Origin of the sequence: Bacillus sp. FSL L8-0152, assembly GCF_038006365.1 — a bacterium.
GTDB lineage: Bacteria > Bacillota > Bacilli > Bacillales > Bacillaceae_G > Bacillus_A > Bacillus_A cereus.
Window position 1 is genome coordinate 3,001,714 of sequence record NZ_JBBOVB010000001.1, and the last position, 16,007, is coordinate 3,017,720.

Below are 16,007 nucleotides of genomic sequence, written 5' to 3' on the forward strand. Positions count from 1 at the left end.
TAAAGGAGTGAACTGTATGTTAAAAGCGAATGAAAATGATTTCTCCTATCGCTTCGGTGATAACGGGCCGAAATATTTAATACAAGGCCCGAATATTGATCTTGGTCTTGTTGTCATTCAGCCTGGGCAAGAGTTTCAAAATCATTACCATACAACGTGTGAAGAAGTTTTTTATGCGTTAGAAGGTGAAATAGACTTCTATGTAAATAACGAAAGAGTTCCGATTAAACAAGGTGATGTCCTGCAAGTTCGCCCTCATGAATCTCACTATCTAATTAACCATTCTGACAAACCTTTTAAAGCTGTTTTTATAAAGTCACCACATTTACCAAATAAAGATACGGTACAAACGGAAAATCCAACATTAACGAAGGAGTGATTTTGAATGACTTGGGGATTTAAAAATCGATTAAATACAATTTTACCTGATGGTAGAGCGGTTATGTTAGCAATAGATCACGGCTACTTTTTAGGGCCAATTCACGGGCTAGAACAACCACTTGAAACAGTTAAAAACTTACTTCCTTATACAGACTCCCTCTTTTTAACACGCGGTGTACTTAGCTCCTGCATTCCTGAAAACTGCAGCACACCGATGGTTATGCGTGTATCCGGTGGCGCTACTGTCGTCGGTAAAGATTTAGCGAATGAAACAATTGTTACACCTGTGAAGGAAGCAGTGAAGCAAAACGCAATTGGCGTTGGCGTTTCTGTTTTTGTCGGATCAGACTATGAAACACAAACTGTTACAAATCTCGCAAATGTAGTTTCTGAAGCTCATGATTACGGCCTACCAGTACTAGGCATTACCGCAGTCGCAAAGGAATTACAAAAACGTGAAGCTCGCTTTCTAGCACTTGCTTCCCGCGTATGTGTTGAAATGGGTGCTGATATTATTAAAACGTATTACTGCGAAGGATTCGAAAAAATAACGAGCACATGCCCTGCCCCAGTCGTCATCGCGGGCGGCCCAAAACTAGATTCAATTGAAGACGCATTAAACATTACGTACAATGCATTGCAAGAAGGAGCAGTTGGAGTAGACATGGGCCGAAACATATGGCAATCCGAGCACCCAGCTGCGATGATCCAAGCAATACATGGCATTGTGAAAAATGGATTGAATGTGAAAGAGGCACTTGAACTTTATGATGATGTGAAGAATTAATGTGAAAAGACAGACTATTTATTAGTCTGTCTTTTTTGTTAAAATAAAGTAAAGGAGGAATGATTATGCGAAGAATGACTTTCGAACGTCCTACCGATCATTACGATGAACGCTTATACTCTATTGATGAAAAAATTTGCGCCCTATTAAAAGAACGAAAAGAACTTTCAGGTGATGACCCAGGTTTTCCACATGATGAAGCGATTTATAAATGGGCTAAGCAATACGAATTTTATCCAGACTATCTAAACTCATTATTCTCTTCCATGATGGATGAAGAAGAATTTAAACCTCGCGTTGAACCAACTGGCTTCAAAAAACATGTACCTGTTTTTAAAACTTATGAACATAATGGCGTCATGTATACTGTAACTTTTATTCGGCAATATGCAAATGCTAGTGTAGTTTATTTATATAGCGATTGGGATTCCACGGATGAAGATTTTATTGAAAATAAGCCTCATAGTTTCTTCCAATTATCAATAGATGATACATACGATTGCTGGTCAGAAGGTGGTGGCGGCACCGATGGACATATGAATCATCAATTCGTTATATCTCCTGTCCTTCCTGATAATTTGTCTGGAATAAGCTTACGATTTAAAGAACTCAGTATGCCGTTTAGGAAAGATCAAGCTGTGCTTGAATTTGAAATTCAGATAGACAAATAAGGTGAGACTATAATCAATCCACAAATAGTAAGATAAATAAGGTAATAAAATAAACAAGCCCCTTTCCAAACTGGATAAGGGGCTAAATATACACCTTCAAATGATTACTCTTGGTGATTACTATTAAGCTTTGAAATTTTCTTACCTTCTCTATAATCAAGACAAGACACTTCAATTAATAAGCCATTAAATACTGTAAAATAAAAACCATAACTACTACCTCGCATCGAATAAGGTTCCTTATCTATTTCAATGCCGCCTGCTACTAAACGATTATACGCTTGATCCACTTCATTTGTAGTTTCCACTAAAAAACCAATATGAAAAGCTTCCGGATACGTAACTTCCTTATTCCCTTTAAATGCTTTTGGATCACTTAGCACAAGTATAAATCCACTCTCATCACTCATAACTACAAGTGCTTTCCCTTTTTGTTCCAAAAATTGAAAATCAAAAAATGTTTCAAAGAAATGTCTCGCTTCTGATAAGTCATCAACACATAAATTTAAATGATTCAGCTTCATGTACTCATCTCCTTTTAAATAGAAGGGATATAGACTCATTTTCATAACCCTTAAATATGTAAGGCAAGATATTCAAGCGTTCCATCTAAGACTATGCTTTATAAGTCTAATATTTTTTTCTATATCCTAGAACATTTTTTTAATGAATGAAAGATTTCCTATCATTTACATCCCCCCAGTAATAAAAAAGAGGATACATGATTGCTTCTACAACATGTATCCTCTGCTTGTATATTACGACTGTTGATAAGCCGATTTCGATGATTTCACATAATAAACTGCATGATCCACATTAATAATATGATCTGGCTTTGGTTTACCACGGCCCGCTCTATGTCCAGCTAAGTGTTCTTCACTTGTTTCCCAGTTTTTCCATGCTTCTTCAGATTCCCAGCGAATCATTACGACAACTTCTTCGTCGCCGCGTCTTACTTTTTTCACGAGAACACTTAAATCGATGAAGCCTTCAAATTTTTCAATAATACCTTCTCCAGTGAAACGTTCTACAACTATATTTGATGTACCTTCTTTTACTGTAAATGTTTTCGTTTCGATAAACATATATCCCACTCCCTCTTTGTTATACGAATACTAGTATTCTTCTATTATAATTGATTATGATAATTATTTTCAATTGTAAAGTTTTAATTTTTTGAATTATGCTGATTTCTTTTCTATCGCCTCATCTAAAAATTTGAAATATGGAAGTAACATCCCTATTAAAGATGTAACACATATAATTGCACCGATGATTACATATAGCACTCTTACTCCCCACATTTCACTCAATATTCCCCCTACTAACACCCCTAATGGCATAGCGGATCGTATAAAAAATAAACGCACTGAAAATACTTGTCCTATCATATTATTTGGGACGGTTTGTTGGCATATTGTCGTGTTATGAACATTGAAAAATGCAATACAAATCCCTGCTATTACTTCAATTATTATTGCAATGATAATACTATGATTGAATCCTAATGAAATGTATGTGAGTCCCCCTATAAACAATCCTCCGAGCATAAGTATACGCCGGCTTTTATATGTTACTTTTCCGACTAATACTGAGCCAATTACGTAGCCAAGTGGAAAACCTGCCATGAAATAACCGTACTCTGCATATCCCGCTGACAGCTCGTCTTTTATATATGGAAGATTTGTAACCATCGTTACCCCTACTCCAAACTGTACGAAAGTAAGAAATATACCGAGCCAAACGATGATTGGTTTTCTAAAAAAATATGTAAAACCTTGAAGAAATTGTTCTAACCACGTTTTCCGAATAGGTTGCGACGTTCTATTTTCTTTTATATAAAATAAGAAAGTGCCACTAACAAATAAACATATGCATACGAAAGATAATGTAAGTTCTGTTCCAATCAAATGAATGACTACTCCGCCTAATACTGGCGCAAGAAACATCATAAGGCGAGTCATCCCATCAATATACGCATTTGCATCTTGAAGTTGTTCTTTCCCTACAATGCTCGGTGTAATTGCTTGACTTGCAGGTGTATAAAGTGGTGTAATAAGTCCCACTACAATTTGAACAACATAAATGTGCCAAACTTCTATACTACCCGACACTAGCATCACCAAAGGTAATAAAAATATGGACGCTCGTATCCATTGTGAAAATATCATAATCCACTTCCGGCTCCATTTATCAATAAATGGGCCACTTATTAATTGCAATATGAGTGATGGGATGAAATATAATAGCCACATACTACTTAAAGCCATTTCCGATCCTGTTAATTCATATACTAGAATTGAATTACATAACGTTCCGAAAGCCCCTCCTAATTCTGAGATTGCACTACCAATCCACATAAAAAAGAAAGAACGACTTTTCAATACACTCTTCACTATAGCTCACCAACTTTTCTCTTAAATTCCTCCCTTTATGTACATTCTTGTTGCATATTATCTATTCAAAAACGCTTCTAATTCTTTTGCTAACGACTGTACTGCTTTCTTCCTTAATACATATTTTCCGTCATGTATATCAACTAACTTCGCTGCACGTAACAATTTCAAATGATGGTGTACTGTCGATTTACCAAGCTGCAATCTTTCCGTTATTTCCTGTAAAGTACGTTCTTTTTCAAACAACATTTTTACAATTCGCAATCTCGCTTCATCCCCAAGAGCCTTATGTTTTTGAACTAAAAAATAATTCGGTTCATACGAATCTTCAGGATGAATGCTTTCATTCGCAACTGGATAATGAAATACTTTCGTATCTTCAATATCTGCTTCAATATTCCACGGTCTGTACGTCATTTGCGGAATAAGAAGTACGTGATGAACACTTGGCTCTGGCATATAGTTCACTCCGCCAGTCGTCCATTCGACAAACTCTTCCGGCTTCATCTTTTTATTCATTTCATTTTTTGCTTCATAATCTCGTTTTAATATAGAAAGTATTTCTTCTTCCTCTTTCTTAATTACACTCTCATACCAACCTGTCATAACAGCAATTAAATGAGATTTCAGCACTTGGACATCAACATCACATATAAAACGAATATACGTAGAGAAAAACTGATGTTCTTGTGTCAGTTCCATTAGTTCATGTATTGCAGTTACGTTTCCACTTGCCGCTAAAGTTCTTTTTTCTTGGTACTTCTCTCCTAAAAACGGTAAACATATATACTTCAAATCTTCTTCTGAAAGTGAATCGATTTTAACATGAAACTGCGATAAATCTTGAAAATCCTCTTCATACAATAACTGAAGCAATGCTTTCCACGTATTATGTTCTTCTACAAACTGTAAGTGTTCTTCCATCTCATCTGTTAATGATTGTCTAATTCCTTTCCATTTACTTTCAGTCTTTTCAAGAGTATCAATTAACCTTTTATGAGTAATTGCTGCAATGCCAAGTGCACATTCGAAAAGTATCGAATATTTCACCTGAACATTGTATGTTTCCCTCTTTTTACTCTTTATGTGATAGACCTCCATTTTTATCCCCTCCTTGTTTGCTATGCATTAAATTCTATCTTTATCGAATTTTACCTTCTATTCTTTTAGAATTTACAAAAATATAAATTAAACCACATTCATTCTAAATTAAGAAGAATAAGAGCTTTTTTATATACAAATAATAAAGCTCAAGGAGTGGTTGACATGCATTTCATATTAAATATGTTAGGGATTTTCGTTGTCATATTAATCGTTTTCTTATGTTCGCCTAATAAAAAACATATAAAATGGAGACCAATTGTAATCCTCATCATATTGGAGCTTTTTATTACGTGGTTTATGTTGGGCACAAAACTAGGCAGTATTATCATTAATAAAATTGCGTCATTTTTCAGTTGGCTACTGGCATGTGCGAATGAAGGAATTCGATTTGCATTTCCTTCCGCTATGGACAGTCCACACATTGATTTCTTCTTTAGCGCGTTACTTCCTATCATTTTTGTTATCACGTTCTTTGATATTCTTTCTTATTTTGGAATCTTAACTTGGATTATTGATAAAGTAGGTGCAGTTATTTCAAAGATTTCTCGTTTACCAAAGTTAGAAAGTTTCTTTTCGATTCAAATGATGTTTTTAGGAAACACCGAAGCACTTGCGGTTGTTCGTGATCAATTATCTGTTTTAAAAGAAAATCGTTTGTTGACTTTTGGAATTATGAGTATGAGTAGCGTTAGCGGATCCATTCTTGGCGCTTATTTATCAATGGTTCCAGCAACATATATTTTCAGTGCAATCCCATTAAACTGTATTAACGCATTAATTTTAGCCAATGTATTAAATCCTGTGGAAGTTTCGAAAGAAGAAGACGTTGTTTACACACCTTCCAAACATGAAAAAAAGGATTTCTTTTCTACTATTTCAAACAGTATGTTAGTCGGGATGAATATGGTTATCGTTATTTTAGCCATGGTAATTGGATATGTAGCTTTAACAGCATGTTTAAATGGGATTTTAGGCTTTTTTGTAACGGGGTTAACAATTCAAAAAATCTTCTCCATTATCTTTAGTCCTTTTGCATTTTTACTCGGTTTATCAGGCAGTGATGCTATGTATGTAGCTGAATTAATGGGGATCAAAATAACGACGAATGAATTTGTTGCAATGATGGATTTAAAATCAAACTTAAAGTCGCTACAACCGCATACGGTTGCGGTTGCAACGACATTTCTAGCTTCTTTTGCTAACTTTAGTACAGTAGGTATGATTTACGGAACTTACAATTCATTATTTGGCGGAGAAAAATCATCAGTCATCGGTAAAAATGTTTGGAAGCTTCTTGTTAGCGGGATGGCTGTTTCTTTATTAAGTGCTATGCTCGTTGGGCTATTTGTATGGTAAATAATTTTTATAATAAAAGACACCCAAGCCAATTGAGTGTCTTTTATTATTATTTTCGAATTTGTCCATTTCCACGAATCACATATTTTGTAGAAGTTAATGCTGGAAGCCCCATTGGGCCTCTTACGTGTAACTTTTGTGTACTGATACCAATTTCCGCTCCGAATCCAAATTCGGATCCATCTGTAAAACGAGTCGATGCATTATGATAAAGTGCCGCGGCATCTACAGAAGTAAAAAACTTGCTGACGTTTTCCTCGTTTTCAGTAATAATTGCTTCAGAATGCATAGATCCATACGTATTTATATGATGAATCGCTTCTTCAACAGTGGAAACCACTTTCACTGCTAGTGTAAGAGATAAAAATTCTGTCCCCCAGTCTTCTTCTGAAGCAAGTACAATTGAAGAATCCATTGCAAATGCTTTTTGATCACCACGTAGCTCCACACCTCTACCCTTCAAAGAAGAAAACAACTCGCTACCATATTTCTCTGCCCACTTCTCATGAAGAACAATCGTTTCAATCGCATTACATACAGATGGACGCTGCGTTTTTGCATTTATAATAATATCCAATGCCATTTGTTTATCCGCTGTTTCATCAATGAAAATATGACAATTTCCCGCACCTGTTTCAAGTACTGGAACAGACGCTTCTCTCACAACAGTATCGATTAATTGTTTGCCACCTCTTGGAATAAGAACGTCTAGATAATCCTTCATTGTAAACAACTGCTTTGCGCTATCTCGCGTTGTATCTTCTATAAGCTGGACGCTTTCTTGAGGTAAGCTTGTTTGTTTGAGCGCCCTGTGAATAACGGCAACGATCGCTTTATTAGAATGAATAGCAGAAGAACTACCACGTAATATGACTGCGTTTCCTGTTTTCAAACAAATTGTAGCAGCATCCACTGTTACATTCGGTCTTGCCTCATAAATCATCCCAACAACACCCAGTGGTACGCGCATTTCCTGAATAGATAGTCCATTTGGCCTTTCCCATGCACTTACACATTCTCCTACAGGATCACGTAATTCAATTAGCTGCTTAATCCCTTCTGTCATATCAACAATACGCTGTTCATTCAGCATAAGGCGATCAAGGAGAGAATCAGAAAACCCTTTTGCCTTACCTTCTTCTATATCCCGTTTGTTTTCCTCTAAAATATAAGCTGTTTCACTTATTAATTGATTTGCAATTGCAGCAAGTGCTTCGTTTTTTTGATTTGTAGATTTTAGTACAAGTTCCCTAACAACCTCTTTTGCTTTTATCCCCTTTGCCAACACTTCATTCATTTTTATTTCCTCCTTTTTAAAGTGAAACCCAATGATCCCTATGGATGACTTCATAACTATGTCTCTCGCCTCTTACTTGAATATCTTGGCTTTGCATACCTTTTACATCTCTTAGTTCCTCTGCACTATATGTGCATTGTCCTTTTCCTATTACGCGCCCTTGTTGCGTTACAACCTCTACAACTTCACCCACTTGGAAAAATCCTGATACATTCGTAACACCAGCTGGAAGTAAACTCTTACCATGCTGAATGATGGCAGTAGCTGCCCCAGCATCTACTTCAATTTGTCCGCTAACAAGCGAATGCAAGGCAATCCATTGCTTGTTCATCTTCATTTCTTTTTGAGGAGCATTACCGACATACGTTCCATCACCCTTACCCTTCAAAACATCTACAAACTTTTCCTGTCCACGTCCTGTTCCGATAAATACACTCACACCAAGAGAGAGTGCTGTCTTTGCAGCATCGATTTTTGATTTCATACCGCCAGTCCCAAGTTTTGAGCCAGCATCTCCTGCAAGAGAAGAAATTTCTTCCGTAACTTCAGGAAGAAAATAATATTTTTTTGCATCCGCATTTTTCTGAGGATTTTTGTCATATAACCCGTTCACATCTGTAAAGATCATAAGCATATCCGCCGAAACAAGCCCGCTTACTAAAGCTGACAGCATATCATTATCACCGAACGTCAGCTCCTCTAAAGAGATGGAATCATTTTCATTAATAATTGGAAGAGCGGAACGGTTTAATAATTCTCCTAACGTAGCGTAAGCATTACTATACTGTTCTTTTCTAGAAAAATCACTTCTCGTCAACAAAAGTTGCGCAGTAACGATGCCATATTTACGGAATTCCTCCGTGTACGCCTGCATTAACAAACTTTGTCCGACAGCTGCTGCAGCCTGTTTCCCTTTAATCGTTACAGGTCTGCTAGGATATCCTAGCGCTGAAAAACCTGCAGCGACGGCTCCAGATGTAATTAACACAACCTCGTGCCCATCAGCTTTCAACCGAGCCAATGCGGCAACGTGATCTGAAAGCTGTTCTGTAGAGATGCCTCCGTGACTATCTGCCAAGGAACTACTCCCAATCTTTACAACAACTCGTTGTTTTTTCACTTTTTTATCCCCCAAGTCTAAAATCAAAGTTTTTTATAAATTACACTTCATTCACTTTGTAACTATATCTATTCTCATCAATGCTGCACTGAAGTATTTAAGAGCAAAATAAAAATGACCGCTTCGCCCTTAATAAAATAAAAAGGACGAAACGGTCATTGTTCCGCGGTACCACCTTAATTGATATACATAGATATCCACTTGGTGCCTATAACGCAGGCGAACGCCTAAACTTTCATTTAAGACTCAAGGATAGGTTCGATATATTCTATACGAGGAATCTTTCAGCCGGTGAATTCCACTCTCTTTCGCAAGAAGACATATGTACTAATTCCCTTCAACGATTTTCAATCTAATTTTTTTATATTATGCGATATAGTTCGATTCGGTGTCAAGAGGTATTTTTAAAAATAAATAGAGCCACAAGTTATTTGTATGAAATTATCGCCCTACTGAATGAAAATACAAAATGATATAAGTTTAACTCATATTCATAAACATAAAATCTTAAATTATAGTGTATATATTTACATAATGTCGAATATAATTAATTTTTATCTTTTAGTGTTGCAAAAAGGAATATATTCTCTTAGAATGTTTCTTTATATTGCACAGGGATGTTATTCTTATTCTAAGAAAATAATATCAAACCGATATAATTGATTATAAAAGGAGCAAGATTGAGTTATTATGGATAAACAAATTGGATTCATCGGTTGCGGAAATATGGGAATGGCTATGATTGGCGGAATGATAAACAAAAATATAGTGTCTTCAAATCATATTATTTGTTCAGATTTAAACACTGCTAATTTAAAAAATGCTAGTGAAAAATATGGGCTAACTACAACTACCGACAACAATAAAGTAGCTAAAAATGCTGATATTTTAATTTTATCAATCAAACCAGACCTATACGCATCAATAATTAATGAAATAAAAGAAGTAATCAAAAACGATGCTATCATCATTACGATCGCTGCTGGGAAAAGTATTGAAAGTACTGAAAATGCCTTTAATAAAAAATTAAAGGTTGTAAGAGTAATGCCTAATACTCCTGCTCTTGTTGGAGAAGGAATGTCTGCATTATGCCCTAATGAAATGGTGACAGAAAAAGATTTAGAAGATGTACTAAACATTTTCAATAGTTTTGGTCAAACAGAGATCGTAAGTGAAAAATTAATGGATGTTGTAACATCTGTAAGTGGTTCTTCACCAGCTTATGTATATATGATTATAGAAGCGATGGCAGATGCTGCTGTACTAGATGGTATGCCAAGAAATCAAGCATATAAATTCGCTGCTCAAGCTGTGTTAGGCTCTGCAAAAATGGTACTAGAAACAGGAATACATCCAGGTGAATTGAAAGATATGGTTTGTTCTCCTGGTGGAACGACAATAGAAGCTGTAGCAACATTAGAGGAAAAAGGATTACGAACAGCGATTATTTCAGCTATGCAACGTTGTACGCAAAAGTCTGTTGAACTATCTGGTCAAACTAAAAAATAAAACTATAAAAGAGATTACGTTAGCTATGAATTCACATAATTTTAATTAAAAATTCACTACATGATAAACGGCCAAACTCATATAAAATTGAGCTTGGCCGTTCCGCTTTTTAATTATATTAAAATAATTTAATTCAAATCTTCTTTAAAGGTTCTATTTTATCCCTTACCTATTCCCTACTATGATTGTGTAATTTTATTAGAAACTAATAATTTTTCAATGCATTTCGGTAACATATCTATTAGTGTTTCAAATGCGTAGTTTACATCTAGACGTTCTGTCCATTGATGTGCATCTTTTCCTACCGGCCCCATATTTAATACTGGAACATCAAACTCTTCTAATTCCTGAAGCGGAATTGAATAACCTTTATCCCATAATGGCATATTGTCTACAAGCGAACTCATTGAATCCAGTGGATACTGCAAGCCTACATAGCTTAAATCTGAAATCCCCCCAAAATAATTTTGGTTTTCAAATGTAATCTTATGATTGTAGTGTGCATACTTTTCCATTTCTACAACTACCTCTTTTATTAAAGGATTGTTGCGTGAACTCACAGCTGGATAGTACGGAGGAGCGAAGAAAAGTACAATCATCGGTGCCTTTTCTTTACATAAAATCGCTAATTTATCTACTAAATCAATCGTTACCGCACGATCATCTTTATCTTCTCTATTTTTTATAATATTAGATTGAATATGATTTATTTTTTCTTGTCCATGTTGCTCAATTGCATATGTGATAAGCTCTTCATAAGTTAATACATTTACTTTGAGATTAGGTGGTATAAATGGATTATATTTAGAAAAACGATATGCATGTTTTTCATACGACTCTTCTATTTTCTCTGCTACTTTCGTTACTTTTTGACGTAACAATGAAACTACATCTGTCATTGATTTTTCTAATAAAAACAAATTAAATAATGTAACTGCACGATGCGGAATTTGTACAGAATAATCCTCTTTTAAGTCCCTTTGAAGTAAGTTAGTTGGCGGAGGACTCGCTTCCCCTTCTACAATGTCACAAAGGTCTGTGTTTAACTCTAATTCTGCTGTTATTAATGAGGCCATATAACTCCCATTTAAGCCTGCAAAAGGTTCACCTACATGTGTCTCTTTTCCATAGCAAAGAAAACCAGGTAACACTTTACCAATAGAGCCAGTGTAAATATACTTATTTTGGTCACCAGGATGTCTTGAAAACATAGGCTCTGAGTTTAAGACCGTTTTATAATCTAAGTTATGCTCTCTTGCTAAATCTAACAATCTCGGAACAGCCGCCCTCATCCCTATAGAATTCACTTCTTCATCTGGTACAGCCAATAAAAGAACATTCCCATCGAATCTTCCTTCACATGCTTGTTCAATAATTGCCATTTGTAATGCGAGGCCGCATTTCATATCCATTGTTCCTCTACCAAACAGCCATTCTCCATGTTCTATATCTTCACGTACATGGTCTGGAAGTTCATCTTTATGAGAATAAAACATAGATGTTAACTTTTTAGGATTAAATGCATCTTCTTTCCACACTCCGTAATCTTGTACATCTACAACATCAAAGTGACTTACTAGAATTACAGTATTTTTTGTACTATCGCTTTTCTTTACTAGTGCTGTAACAAAATATCGTCCGTCCCCTGTCGGATTTTTTTGTAAATGATGCGGGTTTTCTTTGAAGTACTGTAAATCAGATAACTGTTCCACAACAAAGTCTGGCAATATTACTTCAGCTTCTGAACCGGTAATACTAGGAATTTCAACAAGACCGCTTAATAATTGAATCAATTGTTCTTTTGATTGCCACTTTGACATATAAATCCCCCTATTTTTCCGCATTATGAAAACTAATTCCAGTATATGAATAAAAAAAATGACGACAGCTATCAAAATTATAGTTCTGATGTACTGCCGATTTTTATTGATATTTCATGAGCCGCTTGTTTTACCTTGCTAATAAGAAAAGATAGTCGATCATCATTAATACGATGACTAATTAACCCAACACTTAATGCTCCTACTACTTTATGATTAAATCCGATAATAGGTGCAGCTACTGAAGCTGTCCCTTCTGTTTTTTCACCATAACTGACAGCATATCCTTCATTTTTTATTTGCTTTATTTGATTAAGAAGAATTTGCTTTTGTTCTGGTAATGAAGAAAGTAAATTTTCTACAATATGTTCCATTTCATTCGTTTTCATATTGGCAAGCATCGTTTTATTTGCGGCACCAATTGAAAGTGGAATTTGTTCCCCTAGATTATCGATAACTCGAATTTTTAAAGGACTATCAATTCTTTCAATGATAATAGAATGTGTTCCGTTTGGAATATTTAAATAGACACTTTCCTCCACTTCAGCAGCTAAACGTTTCATCACTTCTCTTGCAACAGATCTGTAGTCTACCTTCTCCAATTGACGTAACCCTATTTCCATCCACATTGGTCCAATTTTGTACTGTTTTGTCTCTGAAATTTGTGTAACTAACCCATGCTCCATTAAAGAGTTAAGTAATCTATGTACTGTACTAACCGGGAGATGTGTTCCATCAGCTATATCAGAAATAGCCCAATACTCTTTTTCATTTGTAGAATTCAATAATTTAATAATACTTATCGCTCGATCAATGGACTGTACCATAACTCGCCTCAACTTTACTCGTAATATGTTAGTATGCTTAATTAACTATCAATTTAGCAAAGATTCAAAATTAAATCAATCTATTTATTTAATTTTCTAACAATAAAAAACGTATCACTAACAAAGAATTGAAAACGCAAACAAAAAATTATTGACTTTTCTTTTTAATTATCTGAAAATTATAACAAGATTTCACATCACGGAATACATTCCATAATACGGAAAAAAATCAAAATTTATTCTATCAACTATGAAAGTGAGAAAAACAATGGCGCAAGTAAGCAATACAAACAATGAATTAAAACGGACGATGAAAAGTAGACACTTATTCATGATTGCACTCGGTGGTGTGATTGGAACGGGGTTATTTAACGGATCTGGCTTTATTATAAGTCAAGCTGGACCTGGCGGATCCGTACTTGCCTTTATGGCCGGTGGATTATTAATGTATTTCGTTATGCTATGTCTTGGTGAACTTGCTGTAGCCATGCCTGTTTCAGGTTCTTTCCAAGAATATGCCACTAAGTTCATCAATCCTGCAACTGGCTTTACAATCGGATGGTTGTATTGGTTAAGCTGGGCGAATACGACCGGTCTTGAATTTACAACTGCCGGCATTACAATGCAGCGCTGGTTTCCTGATATTCCTGTTTGGGTTTGGTGTTTAATATTTGGCGTTACAATCTTCACTATTAATGCATTATCTGCTCGTAGTTATGCAGAAACAGAATTTTGGTTTTCAAGTATAAAAGTATCTGCCATTATCGCTTTCATTATTCTTGGCGGCGCCGCTATGTTCGGTTTTATTGATTTAAAAGGTGACGAACCCGCTCCGCTATTATCAAATTTCGTAAATCATGGTGGTTTATTCCCAAATGGACTTGCCGCTATTCTTTTAACAATGGTTACAGTCAATTATTCCTTCCAAGGTACAGAGCTTGTCGGAATCGCAGCAGGTGAAAGTGAAGATCCAGCAAAAACTTTACCTCGTTCTATTAGAAATATTATATGGCGCACGATGTTTTTCTTCGTCTTAGCAATCTTTGTTCTTGTTGCTTTAATTCCTTGGGAAGAAGCTGGATTAACAAAGAGCCCATTCGTTGCTGTTTTTGATAATATCGGTATTCCATATGCAGCTGATATTATGAACTTTGTTATTCTTACTGCTGTTCTTTCTGTTGCAAACTCAGGACTATACGCTGCTACTCGAATGCTTTGGTCTTTATCAAAAAACGAAATGGCTCCAGCCTTTTTAAAGAAATTATCATCACGTGGGATTCCTCTCAACGCTTTAATCATGACGATAGCTATTTCTGCTTTTTCTCTTTTGACAAGCGTAGTAGCTGCTGAAACTGTTTACTTGTGGCTCATTTCAATTTCCGGAGTCATTACCATTATTGTTTGGATGTCAATTTGTGTTTCTCAATTCTTTTTCCGCAAACATTATTTAGCAGACGGCGGAAAATTAGAAGACTTAAAATTTAAAACGCCACTTTATCCACTCGTACCAATTCTTGGTTTTGGATTGTATGGCATTATATTAATCAGTCTTATTTTTATCCCAGAACAACGACTTGGAATCTATTGCACTGTCCCATTTATCATCTTTTGCTACACTTACTATCACTTTAAAGTTAAGAAAAGAAATTCTACTAACACTCATAGTGAAACTAAAATTAGCGAGACTTCGTAATATTTGACGATACATAAAAGACCACACATGGCGTTTCACTTCATGTGTGGTCTTTTATCGTTCCTTCTCTCATTTCCCCCTACTATTGAAAGAATTATTTATAACACTTTAAGTTCTGGATTGCTCAGGTGAACTTTGGGTTGAAAAATGAGCATTTCTATACCTTTCCCGAAATTTCAAGTTCTGCTAATGATGTTGTAGAAAGTGTTAATGTAGTAAATACTATAATACTAACAATTACTATTTTTACTATTCATAAGTTGATGATTCTGCTTACTATTACTGTCTGTCTTTAAATATATTTAATATATATTTAAAGACAGACAGGAGTTAGATACGATGATAAAAGGTTTTGGAGGAATATTTTGGAGAACTAAGAATCTTGAAGTTATAAAAAAATGGTACAGTGAAGTGTTGAAACTTGATATAGAAGATTGGAATGGAACTGTGATTAAACCCCAGTTAGGAAATGAGACCATCTTTTCTTTCTTTACAGAGAATGACAATTATTTTCCAAAAGAACAACAAGTGATGTTAAATTTCGAAGTACATAATCTAAACGAGACTATAAAGCATCTTGAGAATATTGGTGTACCTCTTGAGAAGAAAGAAGAAATCAGTGAATTTGGACAGTTTATTTGGATTAAGGATCCTGAAGGTCGATTGATCGAACTTTGGGAGAAATAGTGGATTCTACTTATTTACTATTAAGTTAACAGCTGCGTTAATACATCAAGGTAAATAAAAAAGTCGATTCCTTTAACTCCACAGGAAATCGATTTTTTTTTGGAGTTAAACTTCTTAGCTTTGTAAATCCTCATTTTTCAAATTCTACCCTATGGCCACCAACTTAAAAACATAAAAAAACGCTATTCTTACGAATAGAATAGCGTTTTTCATTATTTAAATATGATTTCATCTGAATTTAATAGATATATCCCCTCTCCTACAAAAGTAGTAGAGTGTTCATTTAAACACTTACTACCTCAGTGGGATTTATCACATTCCAATTTCAATATAATAGTAAATAGGTATATCGGATATAG

15 protein-coding genes and 1 other annotated feature are annotated in these 16,007 nt (G+C 35.2%); of the genes, 7 read left to right on the forward strand and 8 right to left on the reverse strand.

The genetic code is table 11. The features are described from left to right. Window positions 1-16 precede the first annotated feature (16 nt). The 3 genes from MHH27_RS15155 (at window position 17) to MHH27_RS15165 (ending at window position 1,839) form a co-directional block, all read left to right on the forward strand. Complete coding sequence (locus tag MHH27_RS15155) at window positions 17-379, forward strand: cupin domain-containing protein (protein WP_000909986.1); 363 nt, start codon at window positions 17-19, stop codon at window positions 377-379. A 6-nt stretch (window positions 380-385) separates the two neighbouring features. After that, window positions 386-1,168 (forward strand): 3-hydroxy-5-phosphonooxypentane-2,4-dione thiolase, encoded by a 783-nt coding sequence (lsrF, locus tag MHH27_RS15160; protein WP_340943171.1) that lies wholly within the window; start codon window positions 386-388, stop codon window positions 1,166-1,168. 65 nt (window positions 1,169-1,233) lie between these two features. Then, window positions 1,234-1,839, forward strand: a complete 606-nt coding sequence (locus MHH27_RS15165; RefSeq protein ID WP_001253822.1) for a hypothetical protein — start codon at window positions 1,234-1,236, stop codon at window positions 1,837-1,839. Window positions 1,840-1,943: 104 nt separating this feature from the next. On the opposite strand, the gene MHH27_RS15170 is transcribed toward MHH27_RS15165, so the two are convergent. The 4 genes from MHH27_RS15170 to MHH27_RS15185 all read right to left on the reverse strand — a co-directional run bounded on the left by MHH27_RS15170 (window position 1,944) and on the right by MHH27_RS15185 (window position 5,336). Then, on the reverse strand, window positions 1,944-2,363 hold the full coding sequence (locus MHH27_RS15170; protein WP_000773089.1) for a VOC family protein: 420 nt from the start codon (window positions 2,361-2,363) through the stop codon (window positions 1,944-1,946). A 234-nt stretch (window positions 2,364-2,597) separates the two neighbouring features. Continuing rightward, complete coding sequence (gene hmoA / locus MHH27_RS15175) at window positions 2,598-2,924, reverse strand: heme-degrading monooxygenase HmoA (protein WP_000469498.1); 327 nt, start codon at window positions 2,922-2,924, stop codon at window positions 2,598-2,600. Window positions 2,925-3,020: 96 nt separating this feature from the next. Continuing rightward, complete coding sequence (locus MHH27_RS15180; protein ID WP_000843855.1) at window positions 3,021-4,235, reverse strand: MFS transporter; 1,215 nt, start codon at window positions 4,233-4,235, stop codon at window positions 3,021-3,023. A gap of 57 nt (window positions 4,236-4,292) precedes the next feature. Beyond that, window positions 4,293-5,336 (reverse strand): ArsR/SmtB family transcription factor, encoded by a 1,044-nt coding sequence (locus MHH27_RS15185; RefSeq protein ID WP_340943174.1) that lies wholly within the window; start codon window positions 5,334-5,336, stop codon window positions 4,293-4,295. Window positions 5,337-5,501: 165 nt separating this feature from the next. Between MHH27_RS15185 and MHH27_RS15190 the strand changes: the two genes are divergently transcribed. Continuing rightward, window positions 5,502-6,695: a NupC/NupG family nucleoside CNT transporter gene (locus tag MHH27_RS15190; RefSeq protein ID WP_000545482.1), complete on the forward strand. Its 1,194-nt coding sequence runs from the start codon at window positions 5,502-5,504 to the stop codon at window positions 6,693-6,695. A 49-nt stretch (window positions 6,696-6,744) separates the two neighbouring features. Here MHH27_RS15190 and proA read toward each other — a convergent pair whose 3' ends face one another. Together proA and proB are read right to left on the reverse strand one after the other, a co-directional pair. Further along, window positions 6,745-7,992: a gamma-glutamyl phosphate reductase gene (gene proA, locus MHH27_RS15195; RefSeq protein WP_001006626.1), complete on the reverse strand. Its 1,248-nt coding sequence runs from the start codon at window positions 7,990-7,992 to the stop codon at window positions 6,745-6,747. Window positions 7,993-8,008: 16 nt separating this feature from the next. Next, window positions 8,009-9,112 carry a glutamate 5-kinase gene (gene proB, locus MHH27_RS15200; protein ID WP_000744798.1) on the reverse strand — a complete coding sequence of 368 codons (1,104 nt, stop codon included), beginning with the start codon at window positions 9,110-9,112 and terminating at the stop codon, window positions 8,009-8,011. 139 nt (window positions 9,113-9,251) lie between these two features. Next, window positions 9,252-9,462: a binding site (T-box leader), on the reverse strand. Between the two features lie 340 nt (window positions 9,463-9,802). Between proB and proC the strand changes: the two genes are divergently transcribed. Next, the gene (gene proC, locus MHH27_RS15205) at window positions 9,803-10,621 is read left to right on the forward strand and encodes a pyrroline-5-carboxylate reductase (protein WP_000360722.1); all 819 of its coding nucleotides are present in this window, start codon (window positions 9,803-9,805) and stop codon (window positions 10,619-10,621) included. Window positions 10,622-10,800: 179 nt separating this feature from the next. On the opposite strand, the gene MHH27_RS15210 is transcribed toward proC, so the two are convergent. Both MHH27_RS15210 and MHH27_RS15215 read right to left on the reverse strand, forming a co-directional pair. Then, on the reverse strand, window positions 10,801-12,465 hold the full coding sequence (locus tag MHH27_RS15210) for a M20 family metallopeptidase (protein WP_340943177.1): 1,665 nt from the start codon (window positions 12,463-12,465) through the stop codon (window positions 10,801-10,803). 53 nt (window positions 12,466-12,518) lie between these two features. Continuing rightward, window positions 12,519-13,268, reverse strand: a complete 750-nt coding sequence (locus MHH27_RS15215) for an IclR family transcriptional regulator (RefSeq protein ID WP_000250751.1) — start codon at window positions 13,266-13,268, stop codon at window positions 12,519-12,521. 268 nt (window positions 13,269-13,536) lie between these two features. On the opposite strand from MHH27_RS15215, the gene MHH27_RS15220 reads away from it, so the two are divergent. After that, window positions 13,537-14,961 (forward strand): amino acid permease, encoded by a 1,425-nt coding sequence (locus tag MHH27_RS15220; RefSeq protein ID WP_000079995.1) that lies wholly within the window; start codon window positions 13,537-13,539, stop codon window positions 14,959-14,961. A 339-nt stretch (window positions 14,962-15,300) separates the two neighbouring features. Next, window positions 15,301-15,648 carry a VOC family protein gene (locus MHH27_RS15225; RefSeq protein ID WP_000589591.1) on the forward strand — a complete coding sequence of 116 codons (348 nt, stop codon included), beginning with the start codon at window positions 15,301-15,303 and terminating at the stop codon, window positions 15,646-15,648. Window positions 15,649-16,007: the final 359 nt, after the last annotated feature.